The 15922-nt window shown below is 66.8% G+C and carries 15 protein-coding genes; 5 read left to right on the top strand and 10 right to left on the bottom strand.

Annotation, left to right across the window (positions count from 1 at the left end; all coding sequences use genetic code 11):
- Positions 1–3: 3 nt before the first annotated feature.
- The gene (locus tag ABE543_RS05795; protein ID WP_065175089.1) at positions 4–393 is read left to right on the top strand and encodes a DUF488 family protein; all 390 of its coding nucleotides are present in this window, start codon (positions 4–6) and stop codon (positions 391–393) included.
- Between the two features lie 119 nt (positions 394–512).
- Here the strand turns inward: ABE543_RS05795 and ABE543_RS05790 are convergent, their stop codons facing one another.
- Positions 513–1016 (bottom strand): hypothetical protein, encoded by a 504-nt coding sequence (locus tag ABE543_RS05790; protein ID WP_111186796.1) that lies wholly within the window; start codon positions 1014–1016, stop codon positions 513–515.
- A 282-nt stretch (positions 1017–1298) separates the two neighbouring features.
- Here ABE543_RS05790 and ABE543_RS05785 point away from each other — a divergent pair, with 282 nt between their 5' ends.
- Positions 1299–3326 carry a sodium-translocating pyrophosphatase gene (locus tag ABE543_RS05785; protein WP_053519201.1) on the top strand — a complete coding sequence of 676 codons (2028 nt, stop codon included), beginning with the start codon at positions 1299–1301 and terminating at the stop codon, positions 3324–3326.
- 49 nt (positions 3327–3375) lie between these two features.
- On the opposite strand, the gene ABE543_RS05780 is transcribed toward ABE543_RS05785, so the two are convergent.
- Positions 3376–3807: a YbaN family protein gene (locus ABE543_RS05780; RefSeq protein WP_065181703.1), complete on the bottom strand. Its 432-nt coding sequence runs from the start codon at positions 3805–3807 to the stop codon at positions 3376–3378.
- 31 nt (positions 3808–3838) lie between these two features.
- Positions 3839–4426 (bottom strand): biliverdin-producing heme oxygenase, encoded by a 588-nt coding sequence (locus tag ABE543_RS05775; protein ID WP_065175093.1) that lies wholly within the window; start codon positions 4424–4426, stop codon positions 3839–3841.
- 107 nt (positions 4427–4533) lie between these two features.
- Here ABE543_RS05775 and ABE543_RS05770 point away from each other — a divergent pair, with 107 nt between their 5' ends.
- On the top strand, positions 4534–4791 hold the full coding sequence (locus tag ABE543_RS05770) for a DUF2789 domain-containing protein (RefSeq protein WP_053519195.1): 258 nt from the start codon (positions 4534–4536) through the stop codon (positions 4789–4791).
- 67 nt (positions 4792–4858) lie between these two features.
- On the opposite strand, the gene ABE543_RS05765 is transcribed toward ABE543_RS05770, so the two are convergent.
- The 5 genes from ABE543_RS05765 to ABE543_RS05745 form a co-directional block, all read right to left on the bottom strand.
- Entirely contained in the window at positions 4859–7774 is a 2916-nt protein-coding gene (locus ABE543_RS05765) for a TonB-dependent receptor (RefSeq protein WP_197600581.1), read from the bottom strand.
- A gap of 169 nt (positions 7775–7943) precedes the next feature.
- On the bottom strand, positions 7944–8882 hold the full coding sequence (locus tag ABE543_RS05760; RefSeq protein WP_197600582.1) for a FecR domain-containing protein: 939 nt from the start codon (positions 8880–8882) through the stop codon (positions 7944–7946).
- 105 nt (positions 8883–8987) lie between these two features.
- Entirely contained in the window at positions 8988–9494 is a 507-nt protein-coding gene (locus ABE543_RS05755) for an RNA polymerase sigma factor (RefSeq protein ID WP_053519189.1), read from the bottom strand.
- Positions 9495–9573: 79 nt separating this feature from the next.
- On the bottom strand, positions 9574–10050 hold the full coding sequence (locus ABE543_RS05750; RefSeq protein ID WP_346475421.1) for a hypothetical protein: 477 nt from the start codon (positions 10048–10050) through the stop codon (positions 9574–9576).
- Entirely contained in the window at positions 10050–10550 is a 501-nt protein-coding gene (locus tag ABE543_RS05745) for a hypothetical protein (RefSeq protein WP_346475420.1), read from the bottom strand. Before ABE543_RS05745 ends, ABE543_RS05750 begins: the two co-directional genes overlap by 1 nt.
- Before the next feature lie 187 nt (positions 10551–10737).
- On the opposite strand from ABE543_RS05745, the gene ppa reads away from it, so the two are divergent.
- Both ppa and ABE543_RS05735 read left to right on the top strand, forming a co-directional pair.
- A complete protein-coding gene (gene ppa / locus ABE543_RS05740) occupies positions 10738–11277 on the top strand; it encodes an inorganic diphosphatase (RefSeq protein WP_053519183.1) in 540 nt (179 codons plus the stop codon).
- A 151-nt stretch (positions 11278–11428) separates the two neighbouring features.
- Positions 11429–12550: an HDOD domain-containing protein gene (locus ABE543_RS05735; RefSeq protein WP_053519181.1), complete on the top strand. Its 1122-nt coding sequence runs from the start codon at positions 11429–11431 to the stop codon at positions 12548–12550.
- A gap of 68 nt (positions 12551–12618) precedes the next feature.
- Here the strand turns inward: ABE543_RS05735 and ABE543_RS05730 are convergent, their stop codons facing one another.
- Complete coding sequence (locus tag ABE543_RS05730; RefSeq protein ID WP_053519179.1) at positions 12619–12828, bottom strand: hypothetical protein; 210 nt, start codon at positions 12826–12828, stop codon at positions 12619–12621.
- Positions 12829–12994: 166 nt separating this feature from the next.
- Positions 12995–15874, bottom strand: a complete 2880-nt coding sequence (locus ABE543_RS05725; RefSeq protein ID WP_053519177.1) for a TonB-dependent receptor — start codon at positions 15872–15874, stop codon at positions 12995–12997.
- Positions 15875–15922: the final 48 nt, after the last annotated feature.

Genomic DNA, 15922 nt, shown 5'->3' with positions numbered 1-15922 from the left:
ATCATGGCCCTGCGGATCGTCCGCCTCGGTTCTCCGCGCATTCCGGGCGAAGGCCTGCGCATCGGCACCGTACGCCGCCCGCCGCGCGGCGTGCCACGCAGCGAGTTCGCCCGCCAGGACTGGTACGACGTCTGGTTCCCGACGTTGTCGCCCAGCGCGGAACGGGTGAAACAGGCTCGCGGGGCGACCACCGCGGCCGACTGGAATGCCTTCTTCCGCAGCTACCGTGCCGAGATGAAGGCGCCCGACGCAGCCCACGCGCTGGATCTGCTGGCCGCGCTGTCGCAGCACACCGACATCAGCGTGGGCTGCTACTGCGAGGATGAGGCGCACTGCCATCGTTCGGCACTGCGTGACCTGCTGGTGGCCCGCGGTGCGAAGCTGGCCGAGTGATGGCAGGGGTGCCGGCCAGCGGCCGGCACTACCGGGTTCTCCGCCGGGCATGGCCCGACGCTACCGGTGCGCGCCGAAGTACATCCACGCCCTGCGTGGCTTCGCCCTGCCGGACGGCGTCAGTTGCAGGCCTTGCCTTCCACCTGCAGCTGCGCGGCGAACATCGTCACCTGCGGAATCTTGCCGGCGGCGGCCTGCTTCTTTGCTTCTTCCAGATAGATGCGCGACTGCCCCTGGCCGTCCAGCGACTGGCGGTTGTCGACCGGCAGACGCCACACCCGCACCACCGCCTGCTGTGCCGGGCACGTCGCGCTGGGCACGCGGATCACGTCATTGAGCTTCCAGCCCTTGTCGACAGCGGGCTGCGCCTTGGCGAAGTCGACAAAACGAGCGCGCGGCTGGCACTGCTCGCTGGTACGGACCACGGCGAATCGATACGGCTCGGCAGCCTGGCCGGTGAAGGCGCCCTCCAGCCGCGCACAGGCTTCGGGAATCTGCCGCAGCGTGTGTACCGCTCCCACCGCCTGCGGCGCACCCACCGCGCGTTGCAGTTCCGGGGTCTCGGCGGCAGATGCAGGCATTGCCGGCACAAGGGCGGCAAGCATCAACAGGGACAGACGCATGGGAGGGTCTCCTTCAGGACTGAGCGCAGGCTTGCAGAGGAAGGCTTAACAGGGTGCAAAGGCGCGTCGGTGGAGGGGCAAGCGCTGCGCCTTCCACGCACGGCGCTACCATCCGGGCGCATGTGCACGCATACTGCGGCCACCAGGGAATGCTGAACACCGCCATACGTCGGACGACCGCCACGGTCGGCACGGGTTGGTTCCAGGCTGCAGCCCGTCGTCCCCCTCGTGGTGAAGTTCATCGCCACTGGATGCTCATCATCCATTCTGCGGAGGGGTCTAATGCTGGAACGTCACGGGCTGTCATTGGCGCTGGGCTGCGCCATTCTCGCGATCCTGTTCGGAATCGTCTCGGCGCGCTGGATCCTGCGCCAACCCACCGGCAATGAGCGCATGGTCGCGATCGCCACCGCGATCCAGGAGGGCGCACGCGCCTATCTGAACCGCCAGTACCTGACCATCGGCATCGCTGGCGCGGTGTTGTTCGTGCTCGTAGGCGTGTTCCTGAGCTGGTACACCGCTGTCGGCTTCGCGGTGGGTGCGGTGCTGTCCGGCGTTGCCGGCTACATCGGCATGAACGTGTCGGTGCGCGCCAACGTGCGGACCGCTGAAGCCGCACGCAACGGCATCAGCGCCGCGATGGACGTAGCGTTCCGTGGCGGTGCGATCACCGGCATGCTGGTGGTCGGCCTGGGCCTGCTGGGCGTGGCCGGCTATTACGCCCTGCTGCTGCGGCTCGGGCTGCAGATGGACCAGGCGCTGCATGCGCTGGTCGGCCTGGCCTTCGGCTCTTCCCTGATCTCGATCTTCGCGCGCCTGGGCGGCGGCATCTTCACCAAGGGCGCCGACGTCGGCGCCGACCTGGTCGGCAAGGTCGAAGCCGGCATTCCCGAAGACGATCCGCGCAACCCGGCGGTGATCGCCGACAACGTCGGCGACAACGTCGGTGACTGCGCCGGCATGGCCGCCGACCTGTTCGAAACCTACGCGGTCACGGTGATCGCAACCATGCTGCTGGGCAGCCTGATGCTCGCCGAAGCCGGCGCCAACGCCGTGCTGTATCCGCTGGTGCTGGGAGGCGTGTCGATCATCGCATCGATCATCGGCGCGCTGTTCGTCAAGGTGAAGCCCGGTGGCTCGATCATGGGGGCCCTGTACAAGGGCGTGATCGTGTCGGGTGTTCTGGCGGCGGTCGCCTTCTACCCGATCACCACGGGGCTGATGTCCGACAACGTGCACGGTCCATTGGCGCTGTATGGCTGCGCCCTCATCGGCCTGGTCCTGACCGGCCTGATCGTCTGGATCACCGAGTACTACACCGGTACCCAGTACAAGCCGGTGCAGCACGTCGCCCAGGCGTCGACCACCGGACATGGCACCAACATCATCGCCGGCCTCGGCATCTCGATGAAGTCCACCGCGCTGCCGGTGGTGGCGGTCTGTGCCGCGATCTGGGGCGCCTACGCGCTGGGCGGCCTGTACGGCATCGCCATCGCCGCTACTGCCATGCTGTCGATGGCCGGCATGATCGTGGCCCTCGACGCCTACGGACCGATCACCGACAACGCGGGCGGCATCGCGGAGATGGCCGAACTGCCCTCGGAGATCCGGGACATCACCGATCCGCTTGACGCGGTGGGCAACACCACCAAGGCAGTGACCAAGGGCTATGCGATCGGCTCGGCGGCGCTGGCGGCGCTGGTGCTGTTCGCCGACTACACGCACAACCTGCAGGCGGCGAACCCCGGGCAGGAGTTCCGCTTCGACCTCAGTGACCACACGGTGATCATCGGCCTGCTGATCGGCGGCCTGATTCCGTACCTGTTCGGCGCGATGGCCATGGAGGCGGTGGGTCGTGCCGCCGGCGCGGTGGTGGAGGAAGTGCGCCGGCAGTTCCGCGACATCCCCGGCATCATGCAGGGCACCGGCAAGCCGCAGTACGACAAGGCCGTGGACATGCTGACCCGTTCTGCGATCCGCGAGATGATCCTGCCCTCGCTGCTGCCGGTGGTGGTGCCGGTGGTGGTCGGCCTGCTGCTGGGCCCACGCGCACTGGGGGGCCTGCTGATCGGCACGATCGTCACCGGCCTGTTCGTGGCGATTTCGATGACGACCGGCGGCGGTGCCTGGGACAACGCCAAGAAGTACATCGAGGATGGCCACTTCGGCGGCAAGGGCAGCGAAGCGCACAAGGCCGCGGTGACCGGCGACACGGTCGGCGACCCGTACAAGGACACGGCCGGGCCGGCGATCAATCCGCTGATCAAGATCATCAACATCGTGGCGCTGCTGCTGGTGCCGCTGCTGTAGCGGATCGGTGGAGCCGGGCGTGGGCCCGGTTCCACCCCCTCACCCGGACTCAGCGATTCCAGCGACGCCCACAGCGGCGTGGATCGCCGACATCGCCACGTTCGACACTCTGGGGCGGCTCCAGTCGTGGCGCCGGCCGGCTGAGCACATAGCCGGCGCTGACCGCGAAGAACAGCCCCACGCCCAGCAGCAGCCGCCAGGAAGGGTGCGCGCCCCAGCAGAACAAGGCGAACCCCACCGCCATGCCGGCACTGGCCAATGCCTTGCCCCGGCGCGACACCGCGCCCTGTTCCCGCCACAGTCGCAGCGGCGGGCCGTAGCGAGGATGTGCCAGCAGCCGTTGCTCGAACCGTGGCGAACTGCGCGCGAAGCAGCCCAGCGCCAGGATCAGGAAGATGGTGGTGGGCATCACCGGCAGCAACGCGCCGATCACCCCCAGCCCGACCATCATCCAGCCCAGCGCGAACCACAGCCAGCGCATCAGCGCATCGCCCGCAGGCAGAGCCCGGGCATCAGCCGAACTCGATTTCAACGTGGCCATGCACGCTACGGAACGCGGCATCGGCGGCATCGATCACCTGCTGTTCCTGCGCGGCGCTCAGGGGCACCGCATCCAACGCGGCGGTGAATTCCCGCCAGTGGCGGGCCGCGCCATCCGGGTGCGCAGCCAGGTGGCGGGCACCGAACCCTTGGTCCAGGCCAAGCCGCGCGGCCATCTTGTACAGCACCGTGCCCCCCAGGTTGGAGCCTTCGGCCACGTACAGCCACCCCAGCGCCACCGGCAACGGCAGGTCACCTGCCAACGGCGCCATGTCCGCGCCAGGGAGATCCTGCCCCAGGTCGTGCAGATCAGCTGCCACCTGCTGCAGACGCCGACGCCCGGCCAGCCCCGGCAGCAATGCGTCCAGCGCCGGGCTGGCGTACAGCCGGTCGATGCTGCGATGGAAGCGGTACTGCACGCGCAGGAAGCGGGCGAAGCTGCCGAGATCGGCAAAGATGTCACCGGCCATGATGCGCTTGTCCAGCGCGCCGTGGCTGTCGCGCGTGGCGGCCTTGAGGCGCAGGCTACGGCTGTCTTCAGGAGCGATATGTGCGTTCACGGAGGGTACCTGGGAGAGAGGTCCTGCTGTAGACGTGCGGCGCAGGGCTTTCCCCAAGCCCGCTTGCGTCGATAATGCCCCTCCCTCTTTCCCGCCGGGAACCGATGATGATCACCACCGAACCGCGCATGACCAACCTGTTCCTGCAGCTGGGCCTGGATGCCAGCGCCGAGGGCATCGCCCGCTTCATCCGCGACCACCAGCTGGCTACCGGCGTGGCGGTGGCCGACGCGCCCTACTGGAACGATGGCCAGCGGCAGTTCCTGGCCGAATCGCTGCAGGCCGATGCGGCCTGGAGCACGGTGGTCGATGAACTGAACGAGTCGCTGCACGAAGATGCGGTGAAGGCAGCGACCGGGCTGTAAGCCCGCGGTCGCGGCAAGGCGGTGCGGACCAAGGTCCGCACCCACCGAAGGCGCTCTGCGCAGGTAATCAGTACCTCCAGGTGAACGCAAGGCGCGCGGTACGGCCCGGGGCGGGCATCACGCCCAAGGCGAGCGGATCGAGATAGTAACGATCCGTCACGTTGTCCACATTCGCCTCCACCGACAGCTGGTCGCTGAATCGCCAGCTGGCGAACAGATCCACCAGAGTGGTGGGCCGGTACAGCTGCTGGATCGCCGAAAGGCCGACATTCCAGTCCTTGTCCAGTCTGCTGATCGGGCCGGCGTTGTGGATCACCCGGGTGCCGAAGGTCAGGCGCTCGTCGAACAGGCGCGATCCAGCCGTCAGGTTCACCATGTAGCGCGGCGGGTTCTGCGTATTGGTGTAGGAACCCTCGAAGCCACCGTCCACGCAGTTGGGCGTACTGGCCAGTTCATCGTTGTTGCGCTGTGCACCGTACGCCCGGCGCTCGGCGGCGATGTCCGGGGCGCAGGTCTTGGCCTTGAAGTAGTAATGCGCGGACAGGTCGGCAAATACCTTGCCGCTGTCATAGCTGGACTGGACCTCCATGCCTGAGACCTTGAACTGGTCGACGTTGCGGATCAGGCCGGCCGACAGCGTGCGGTAGTCACGCGTGATCAGGTCATCAATGCGCGTATCGAAGTACGCCAGCTTCAGCGCCAGGCGATCGCCGGCGGTGAACAGGTCATGGTGGACGGTGCTGGCACCGATTTCCCAACTGCGCGCGCGCTCCGGCTTCAGCTCTCCGACGGGTTTGGCAGCGGTGAACAGGCCCAGTGTCGTCTCGAACAGGCTCGGAAGCTTGGTGCCCTCGGCGTACTTCACGTAGACCATCGTGTCCTCGCTGAAGCGATAGGCCACGCTGGCGGTGGGTGAAAAGGCACTGTCGCGGCGACGGATCGGCTGCGACCAGGTCCAGCTGACCGGCACCTCCAGGTCTTCCGGTGCGTCAGCGTCGTAGAAGTTCCAGCCACCGATGTCAGCCACTGTGCCTTTCTTGTACGGCGAGGCCAACAGCGAGGCCTGGGTGAACGCACCATCGGCGTCCGGATACCAGTTCAGCAGCGCGATGCGCTTGGCGCGCCAGGAGGGCAGTGCCGGGTTGCCATCCAGCAGCTCGGTGTAGCGGTACTGTCCCTGCACTTCATAGGCATCGGGTGTGGCCAGACGATTGCGGTCATGCACGTCCACCCGGTTCCAGCGGCCACCGGCCATCAACTCCCAGTGTTCGTCGGGCTGCCACTTCAGCGACGCCACCGCACTGTATTCCTTGCGCTCAGCGTTGCGCAGGAAACGGTTGTTGACCAGATCATCCTGCTTGATCGGTGCGGAGCTGCCCGGTGCGATGTCCTCGTCGCTGTAGGACAGGCCGTAGTCGAGGGTGAACACGCCTGCACGGGTGTCGAAGATCGAGGTGTTGCTGGCATCCAGGCCGAAGCGCTTCTGTCGCAGCGGATTGCGGTAGGCATCCTTGTAACCCGGATCGCCGCTGAAACTCGGCGCGTCGTACCACTCGGTACGGCGGTCGAAGTACCACGGCGTGATGCCGGTCAGGCTGTTGTACATCACGCTGTCGGCATCGGTGTACCAGGCGTTGACACGCAGATCGATTCGCTCGCTGTCTGGATCGAAGCGATAGCGCAGGCTGTAGCTGTCCATGTCGACATGGCCCGGGTCCCATTGTGGAATGCGATCCCGTTCGACGCGGATGATCTGCGAGGCCATGATCTCGCCGGCGCGGCCTTCATAGCGGCGATAGCCGGCTTCGAGGGTCTGCGCATCGTCGATGCGCCAGGTGCCCTTGAGCAGGGCCGACGTCGAGCGCGAGGAGGTGTTGAACACTTCTGTGCGCGGCGGATTCAACGGTGCCAGCGTGCGCCGGGTCTGCGGAAAGTCATCGTATCCGTGCCTGCCGGAGAAGTAGTTGCCGTTGTCGCGGCGGGCGTACGCCGCGACCAGATCGAAGCGGTCCCACTGCCCGGCGGCGGCAACGTTGAAGAACTGGCTTCCGGTGGCGCTGCGGTCCGTGCGGGGCACGGCGCTGTATGCCGGCACGCTGTTGGCGCTGGCGTTGGCCAACCCAGCGCGCACGCGGACGCCGACGTCGCGGCCCTCGCGCAGGATGTCACCCACGTTCAGCGTCTCCATCTCCACCACGCCGCCGATGCCGCCGGACGCGTTGGCCTTCAGGCTGGGGCCCTTGGTGATGGTCAGGCGTGAGATCAGGTCCGGATCAAGATAGCTGCGCTGTGACTGGCCGGCGTAGCCCCGGTAGGTGTCCATGCTGGACTGCCCGCCATCGATGATGACGGGCACGCGGCTCTGGCCCTGGATGCCGCGGATGTTCACGTCGAATCCGTTGCCCACGCGCGGATCACCGGCGGTGACCCCGGCCACGCCCTTGACGATGTCGCCGTTGGATGTGCCACGGAAGCGCTCCAGCGTTGTGCGATCCAGCGTGGTGGTCGAGCCGACGCTGCGATAGGTGTCGAGCAGGCGCGCCTCGTCGCTGCCGATGCCTTCAGCGACGCGATCGCCGGCCACACGCAGCGGGCCGGTGATGGTCGGCGATTGCGCCTGCAGGGCGCCAGCCGCTGCCAGTGTCACTGCACCGTCGCCGACACGGCGCACGCCCATGCCACTGCCCTGCAACAGCCGCGTCAGCGCCTCGTCTGCGGTGAGCGGGCCGCTGACCGCCTGCGACGTGACGCCGCTGGCCAACGCAGCCGGATAGACCACCTGTACGCCGGACTGCCGCATGTAGCTGCGCAACGCGCTGTCGAGCGGCTGCGCGGGAATGTCGAAGCGCTGCGCGGCTACCTGCGGGTTGGCAGTATCCTGGGCCAGCGCGGGCGGTACTGCGCCGGCAATACCGGCGGCGAGCAGTGCGACACACAGTCGGGACGGGCGCGGAGTGCGGCCCGGACGTGGGGAATCGAACATGGAGAAACCTGTCAGGAAAGCGGAGCCGCAGGCGCGGCGTCATCCACGGCACGCGTGGACACGGCGACGTACGTGGCGGCTGCGGGTACGTTCGTGGAGTAAGACGAACGGCAGCGCCACAGCCCCAAGGGGGATCACTGCCGATCACGTCTCCACACGTGACACGGCGTCATCTGTGAACGATGACCACACCCATCGGCAGGCGGGTGATCCTCAGCCCCGTCGTCTCCGCGAGTGCATCCAGGGCCTGTTCGGGGCGATCGATACGCAGTGCGGCGCTCACGGCCGGCAAGGTCGAAAGGTCGCCCTGCACGAAGGTCGGACCAGCACGATAACGACCAAGCAGATGCACTGCATCGGCAACATTGGCCTGCTCAAGCAGCAGTTCGCCCTGGCGCCACGCACCCACGCTGTCGGCAGCGACATCGCTCAGGCGGACGACGCCGGACGCGGAACCGTACTGCGCACGCTGCCCCGCCTGCAGATAGGTCCAGCCACTGTCGGCCGGGGCGGCCACGCGCACCCTGCCCTGCGCGACCTGGGTTTCAACCGCTTCCTCGACCCGCGACACGGAGAATGCCGTGGAGATGTCTTCAACCACGCCGTTGCCTGCGGCCACGCTGAAGCGCCGCTGCGGATCGGCGACCACCTCGAACCAGGCGCGGCCACGCAGCAGATCGACCCGCCGAGTGCCCGCATCGAAGTGCACGGCGATCGCGCTGTCCGCGTCGAGCACCGCACGGCTGCCGTCGGGCAACTGCACATGCTGGACGCTCTGGCGGCTGCGGTGGTCCGCCTGCAGGCGCAGGGACGCCTCGGGCCAGACCATCAGCATCGCCAGGGCGGCAGCGGCAGCCGTCATCCAGCGCAGCCGCTGACGCCGGCGCCGCACCGCAGACGCGACAGCCGGTCGAGGGCCGAGGCTGCGCCACAGCGTGCGCTGCTGCTCGAAGGCGTGGCGATGGCCCGGTTGCGCCAGCCACTCTTCGAATTCGCACATGCCAGCATCGGTGATGTCGCCCGATGCCAGCCACGCGATCCAGCGCATGGCCTGTTCGGCCACGACGTCTTCGCAGGCGGCGGGAGAAGAAGTGTTCGGCGGGCTCATTGGCTGGCGGACAGGAATACTCACGCGCGGGGAGAGGGAACTGGACCGCAGGTACAGCCCAGCCATCAAGACGTTTGAACCAGGCCCATCCCCAAGCGCGTCCGCTCAGCGGCCGCTGCGGGCCCAGGCCAGGCGCTGCAACGCGGCGCGGATGTGGTTCTCCACGGTGGTGACCGACACGCCAAGGCGACGCGCGATCTCGGCCTGGGTCAGGCCCTGCAGCCGATTGAGGCGGAAGATGGCACGGGTCGGCTCCGGCAGGTGGCTGGCCGCATCGAGGACACGCTGCAGCTCATCCTGCGCCATCACCTGCTCTTCGGTGGACGTGGACGTAGCCTCGTCCGGTCCCCACAGGTAGTGATCGGCCAACAGGCGGTTGCGGCGCGTCGACTCGCGTCCATGATCGGTCGCCAGGTTGGCTGCCAGGCGGTACAGATAGGCCCTGGGATTGTCGATCAACGGGGCGTTGCCCACCCCGCGGGCCTTGAACCAGACAGCCTGGATCACGTCCTCCGCACCCGGGTCGCCCCCCAGGATGCGCTGCACCCGGCGCAGCAGCGCCGGCCGCTCTCGGATCAGCAGTTCGGTGAGGGTGGCGGCATTGGATGGCATGCGCGGAGCCGGTACGACGGGAGGGCGCCGCGCATGCTACACCGTCAATGCGAATCAGTCACGTTCTCATTTGAGAGGATCACAGGCAACCGATCAGCCCCTCGTGAATCGAAATGCGGCTGCCTGGCGGCGTGACGTGGATCGCACGGTCGGGCGCGGCCTGCTCCAGCGCACGCAGGAAATCCTCAAGCCGTGTTCCCGTCGCCACGGGCAGTGGACAGGCGAAACTGCGCAGGTCGACATCGATCCGTCCATCATCAGCCACCGTGGTGGCGCTGCCGGCGAAGGTCCAGATGCAGCTCTGGATGGCGCCGCTTGCCGCATGCACCGAGCAGCGCAACCGCATCGGCAGCAGATTGCTGTATTCGCCTTCGCAGAAGGTGTCACCGCAGACGTGGTCAAAGCTCTGCCGCAGCGACCGTTCGACCGCCAGGAAGCGTTGCCACCCAGCCGTCTGGCTGGGGAACAGGCGTGCATCCACATAGGCCGGCGCAGCGTGTGCCGCGCCGGCCAGCCCCATCAGGCCTGCAAGTACAACCCTCTTCAGCGCGCGCATCAGGCGGCCCTCCCGGCATTGCCCGGCCGCCCCAGGCAGGTCGGCAGTGTGTCGAAGACCGTCACATCGGTGCCGGGGAAGGGCTCGAACGCGCCCTCCTCCTGCTCCAGCGTCGCGTGGAACACCTCCACCGGAATCCCCTCCCCAAGGGTGACGGGGCAGATCCAGCGCGCATTGTCCACCTGCACTTCGCCACGGACCGGTTCGACCCGCAGCTCGCTGGCCACGATGCCCCAGGCGCAGTGGCGTACGGTGCCGGCTTCGGCCTGCACGGCACAGCGGAACGTCAGTACCCGGTAGTTGCTGTACTCACCTTCGCAGAAGGTGTCGGCGCAGATGCCGTCGAACTCGCGCACCAGCGACGCCTGCAACCGGTGGAAGCGGTCCCGATTGGCTTGGGGCGAGGGGTAGTCGACAAGGTCGACATGGCTGGCGTGTGCCAGCGCCGGCAGGGTTGCGAACAACAGGAACGTGCCGCAGCAGCGGGTTGTCCAGGACATGGCGGATATCTCCCAGGGAACGAGCCAGCAGCCTGCGCCGGCCGGCCTTCCGGGCCCATCGGGCAAGGCGGGCGCCGCAGGTCGTCCACCTGCGCAGCGGCCTGTAGGGGTCGCCCCACCTGCACAGCGGCCTGCAAAGGCATAAAATGGAGGGCTATCCGCCTACATCCCCACCTGGAGCACGACCATGGGTCTGGAACTCGTCTCGCCCGGCAAGAACCCGCCGGAAGAAATCAACGTCATCATCGAGATCCCGAAGGACTCGGAGCCGGTGAAGTACGAAGTGGACAAGGAAACCGGCGCGATCTTCGTCGACCGCATCCTGTCGACCCCGATGCGCTACCCGTGCAACTACGGCTACGTGCCCAGCACCCTGTGCGGCGACGGCGATCCGGCCGACGTGCTGGTGGTGCTGCCGCTGCCGCTGGTGCCGGGCTCGGTGGTGCGCTGCCGCCCGGTCGGCGTGCTGAAGATGAGCGATGAGGCTGGCAGCGACGAGAAGATCCTGGCTGTGCCGGTCGCCAAGATCTTCAGCGGCTATGCCCACGTGGAGGACATCGAGCAGGTCTCCAGCCACTGGCTGGAGCGCATCGGCCACTTCTTCGAGCACTACAAGGACCTCGAAAAGGGCAAGTGGGTCAAGCTCGACGGCTGGGGCGGCGCGGCGGAAGCCAAGCAGATCCTGGTCGAAGCGCACGCGCGCTACCTGGAAGGCAGCAAGGCCTGATCCTGAACCGCGTCGCTCCGGTGTGTCCTGCCGGAGCGATGCGGGTCACGTTTCAACACCACGGCACAGCACTCCGGGTGCTGTATTAGGTAAATTGCGTCACTTCACACGTCGTCGACATCCAGCGTCGAGACAGCCAGGGGATTGTGTCGTGCGTATTCTGCTTGTTGGAGATGCAGCCAGCCTGCCGGCCGAGCTGACCGAATTCATTGCCGATCTTGGGGAAGACTGGCAGCCGTTGACCGCCGCCGACGGCCACACCGCGATGACGGCAGTGGCGACGCAGGGCGTGGACGCGGTGATCGTCTGCCCGCAGCTGCCGGACCTCAATGCCACCACCTTGCTGGGGCAGATCCGGACACTGCGCCCGGAAACCATCCGTATCGCCCTGGTCGATGCCCAGCACGGCAACCGGCCACCGCCGGCGCGCCTGATCGGCGTTGCCCACCGCTTCCTGCCGCTGCCACTGGCGCCGGAGGTGCTGCTGGAGGCCTTGACCAGCCTGGAAGAGCTGCGCGAGGTGCTGGACAGCCCGCGCCTGCGTGATGCCATCGGCCGCATCGAGAAGCTGCCTTCGCCGCCACACCTGTACCTGAGCCTGACCCAGGCCCTGGAACACGATGACGATACCGACAGCGCCGACGTGGCCAAACTGGTCGCCGCCGATCCTGCCATCGCCGCGAAAGTCCTGCAGCTGTCCAACTCGGCCTTCTTCAGCCAGGGCCGCACCATCGCCGATCTGCGCACGGCGGTCACCCGACTGGGCCTGTCCACCCTGCGCGACCTGGTCCTGGCAAGCGAGGTGTTCTCGGCACCGACGCTGTCTGCGGCCGAACGCAACTCGCTGCAGCAGCGCGCCCTGCTCGCCTCGCGCCTGGCCGCCCGCCTGCTGCCCGATTCCAGTGCGGAACTGGGTGCCACCGCGGCGCTGCTGGCTGACATCGGCCTACTGCTGCCGGGCGTCCGCAACGAGCGCAGCGAGCCTGCGCTGGCCGGCGACCTCCGTCCCGGGCACGCCGAAGCCGGCGCTTACCTGCTGGGGCTGTGGGGCCTGCCGATGCCGATCATCGAAGCGGTGGCGTTCCACCTGCAGCCGCAACGCGCCACGACCCGCAGTTTCTGGGTGACCGGCGCGGTGCACGTGGCGCTGGCGCTGGTCAACGGCGATCCCGTTGACGAGGACTATCTGCAGCGCGCAGGCGTACTCAATCGACTGCCGCAGTGGCGTGAGCATGCCAATGCACTGATGGGGCTGACACCCACTGACGCCTGAGCAGCACGCAGGCGACTGCCGTCACCTCGCATGAGGGCGCGTCCAACGGACGCGCCCTTTTTTCTCTCTCAGCGCTGCGGACAGGCGTCCAGCACGCACAGACGCCATTGACGCTCGCACAGGGCCGGGGCGTTGCCCTTGGCCAGGCACTCCAGCCGAAGTTGCTCGCAGTACACACCGCCGCCGCAGACGATGATGTTCTGTGCGGACAGCGAGCCCACCAGCGTTGCATAGATCAGGACGGCGGCCGATACCTGGCGGAAAAGCGTGCGCTTCATATCCATCTCCCAGTGTCCGGTATTGGACGCACCTACTGTGCTGAATGCGACAAGAGCAGACAGTGACCGCACTCACTTTCCCGACCTGATCAGAATTCCCTTACAGAAACGAAAAGGGCGGACCTTGCGGTCCGCCCTCCTCGTTCTGCTATCGCACTTCGATGGATCAGAAGCGCTGGGTGTACTTCATGTACAGGAAGCGACCCACGTCGAAGCCGCCGTAGTAGGCGAAGCTCGAGTTCGGCTGGGTGAACATGATCGGACCCTTGTGGTCGAACACGTTGTTGGCGCCCAGCGCGATGGTGGCATCCCACGGTGCCTTCCAGCTGACCTGCAGGTCGTGGAAGGTGTTGGAGCCGGTCTTGCGCAGCGGCGACTTCTCACCGTTCTGGTAGCGGTCGGCGTCGTCGCACGGACGGTTGGCCACGCAGGCTTCGTTCATGCCCGAGTAGTAACGCGCGGTGTACGCCACGCCGAAGTCACCCTTCGACCAGGTCAGGCCCAGGTTCGAACGCACGCGGAACAGGCCCGGCTCACCGACACGGCCGATGGTGATGTTGTCACCGTCAGCGTTCTGGCCCTGCTCGTCGTACTTGGCCAGGTAGCTCGTCTGCCAGTCGATCGCGAACTGGCCGATGGCCAGCTCCGGCAGGCGGTACTTGATGCCCAGGTCGTAGCCCTGGGTTTCCATCTGGCCGAGGTTGGCCAGGCCGTAGGTCATGCCGTTGATGTGGCCATCGCCTGCACGGGTGTGTGCGGCGCAACGCGAAGCATCGCCCAGCACGTAGCAGTCACGCAGGATGCGGTCGACGCTGTCAGCGATGATCATGTCGCTGATTTCGTACTTGTACCAGTCCAGCGAGATGTCCAGGCCCTGCACCCAGCGCGGGCTCCAGACCAGGCCGACGGTGGTGCTCTTGGAGGTTTCCGGGGTCAGGTTCGGGTTGGCACCCGAGATGAACTGGTCCGGCGTCGCACACGGGGTCGAGGTGCACGGAATCAGGCCCTGGCCCAGCTGGGTGTAACCGACCGGGACGCCCGCCGCCGAGCAGGCCGCGTTGCCGTTGACCGAACCCGGCGCGGTGATGCCGCACGGATCGGTGTACGACTCGAAGCTGCTGCTCAGGCCACCGTACAGGTTGTCGATGGTCGGAGCACGGAAGCCTTCAGCCCAGGTACCGCGAACCAGCAGCTCGTCCAGCGGACGCCAGGTGAAGCCGAACTTCGAGTTCAGGGTGTCGCCGAAGTTGCTGTAATCCGAGTAACGGGTCGCAGCATTCAGGGTCAGTTCCTTGGCAAACGGCATGTCCGCCAGGACCGGCACGTTCAGTTCCAGGTAGACCTCGTCCAGCGAGTACTCACCCTGGGTGGTCTGCGCGCCCAGGCCGGTGGACTGGCCCGACTGTGCGAAGGCGTCTGGCGAGAAGCGGCCTTCTTCCTTGCGGTGCTCGACGCCCACGGCGAAGCCCAGGTCACCGGCCGGCAGGGTCACGATCGAACCCGACAGGTTGGCGGTGAAGCTGGTGGTCTTGGTCAGACCGGTATCGGTGAAGTACGGGAACAGGAAGTCCTGGGTGGCCTGGTCGGCCAGCGAACCGGCACCGGCAACGCCGAACGGCAGCAGCGGGTTCCACGGACGGCAGCCGCTGGTGGCGAGCGGATCGGACATGCTGGTGCCGCAGCGGGCGACGCCATCAGCACCGATGAACGAAGCGCCCAGCGCCTGTTCCGATGCGATCAGGCTCATGTCACCGTGACCACGCTTGGTGGTTTCGTTGCGGTTCCACAGCGCGCCGACGTCCCAGTCGAAGGTCTTGCCGGCGAAGTCGAAGAAGCCGCTGATGCTCGGGGCGAAGCGCAGGGTCTTGACCTGGCTTTCGGTGGTGCGCGGCACTTCCCACAGACGGCGGCGGAAGGTCAGGTCTTCACCGGTCGGGTTGAACGCGCTGTCGGCCGACAGCGGGGTGTCGAAGGATGCCGACTGGTACGGATAGCCTGCGATCTGCTGGGTGGTGTTGCGCTCGTTGTAGAGCACGTCAGCGTTGAACGAGATCGCGTCGGTGAAGTCGTAGTTGCCGTTGACGTACAGCGACTTACGCTCGATACCGGTCTGCACCATCATCTGCTGGTTGGCATTGACGGCGTCAGCGGAGGTTTCCAGACGGTAGTCGGCGCGGTTGGCCGGGTTGCCGCCATCACGCAGGGTGTACCAGCGCTGGTCGCTCGGGCCGACATAGCCCGGCTCGCCCTGCTTCAGGTTCGGGGTGACGCACGGGTCGCAGAAGCCACCCTTCTGGTTGATCGGGCTGGCGCCCGAACCCGGGTAGTTCGGGCCGGCGTTGCCGTCACGGCTGAACCAACGGTCCTTCGCCCACACCGGATCCTGCTTGGAGTACTCGGCGGACATGGTGACACCGCCGCGCTCGCCCATGCTGCCGAGGGTGAACGAATAGGTTTCGGTGTCGCCGTCGCCCTTGCCGTACTGACCGACATAGACGCTGGCTTCAGCGCCGTCGAAGCGCTTGCGGGTGATCACGTTGACCACGGCCGCGATGGCGTCCGAACCGTAGATGGCCGAGGCGCCGTCCTTCAGGATCTCGATGCGCTCGATGGCGGCCATCGGGATCTGGCTCAGATCCTGGTAGCCGGCGGTGGTCGCGCCCAGGCGCTTGCCGTTCATCAGCACCAGGGTGCGCTGCGCGCCCAGGTTGCGGATGTCGACGTAGTAGCCACCGACGTTTTCGCCCGAAGCCAGCGACTCCGAACGGGAGATGGCCGGGGAGCCGGCCGAGGTCAGGTTCTGCAGGACGTCGGCAACCGAGGTGTAACCCTGCTTTTCCAGGTTCTCACGGCTCAGGGTGACGATCGGCTGCTGGGTTTCAACGGCAGCGCCGCGGATGCGCGAGCCGGTGACCGAAATGCGGTCCAGGTCGGTGGTGCCCTTTGCTTCCGGTGCTTCCTGTGCGGAAGCGAAGGCGGGCGCCAGCGCCAGCGCAATGCCGGCCGGCAGCAGGCCGAACCGCACTGCGGGGTTACGAACGTTCATCAATCTCTCCAAGGTACGTGTTAGCAGCGTGTTAAAACACCCCAGCAC

It is taken from the genome of Stenotrophomonas sp. TWI169, assembly GCF_039674705.1.
Taxonomy (GTDB): domain Bacteria; phylum Pseudomonadota; class Gammaproteobacteria; order Xanthomonadales; family Xanthomonadaceae; genus Stenotrophomonas; species Stenotrophomonas maltophilia_P.
Note: the sequence above shows the minus strand (reverse complement) of the source record. Positions and strands in the feature narration are given on the sequence as shown.

Coding starts and splice junctions, on each gene's coding strand:
- ABE543_RS05795 (WP_065175089.1), top strand. CDS start 4: ATGGCCCTGCGGATCGTCCGCCTCGGTTCTCCGCGCATTCCGGGCGAA.
- ABE543_RS05790 (WP_111186796.1), bottom strand. CDS start 1,016: ATGCGTCTGTCCCTGTTGATGCTTGCCGCCCTTGTGCCGGCAATGCCT.
- ABE543_RS05785 (WP_053519201.1), top strand. CDS start 1,299: ATGCTGGAACGTCACGGGCTGTCATTGGCGCTGGGCTGCGCCATTCTC.
- ABE543_RS05780 (WP_065181703.1), bottom strand. CDS start 3,807: ATGCGCTGGCTGTGGTTCGCGCTGGGCTGGATGATGGTCGGGCTGGGG.
- ABE543_RS05770 (WP_053519195.1), top strand. CDS start 4,534: ATGATCACCACCGAACCGCGCATGACCAACCTGTTCCTGCAGCTGGGC.
- ABE543_RS05765 (WP_197600581.1), bottom strand. CDS start 7,774: ATGTTCGATTCCCCACGTCCGGGCCGCACTCCGCGCCCGTCCCGACTG.
- ABE543_RS05760 (WP_197600582.1), bottom strand. CDS start 8,882: ATGAGCCCGCCGAACACTTCTTCTCCCGCCGCCTGCGAAGACGTCGTG.
- ABE543_RS05755 (WP_053519189.1), bottom strand. CDS start 9,494: ATGCCATCCAATGCCGCCACCCTCACCGAACTGCTGATCCGAGAGCGG.
- ABE543_RS05750 (WP_346475421.1), bottom strand. CDS start 10,050: ATGCGCGCGCTGAAGAGGGTTGTACTTGCAGGCCTGATGGGGCTGGCC.
- ABE543_RS05745 (WP_346475420.1), bottom strand. CDS start 10,550: ATGTCCTGGACAACCCGCTGCTGCGGCACGTTCCTGTTGTTCGCAACC.
- ppa (WP_053519183.1), top strand. CDS start 10,738: ATGGGTCTGGAACTCGTCTCGCCCGGCAAGAACCCGCCGGAAGAAATC.
- ABE543_RS05730 (WP_053519179.1), bottom strand. CDS start 12,828: ATGAAGCGCACGCTTTTCCGCCAGGTATCGGCCGCCGTCCTGATCTAT.
- ABE543_RS05725 (WP_053519177.1), bottom strand. CDS start 15,874: ATGAACGTTCGTAACCCCGCAGTGCGGTTCGGCCTGCTGCCGGCCGGC.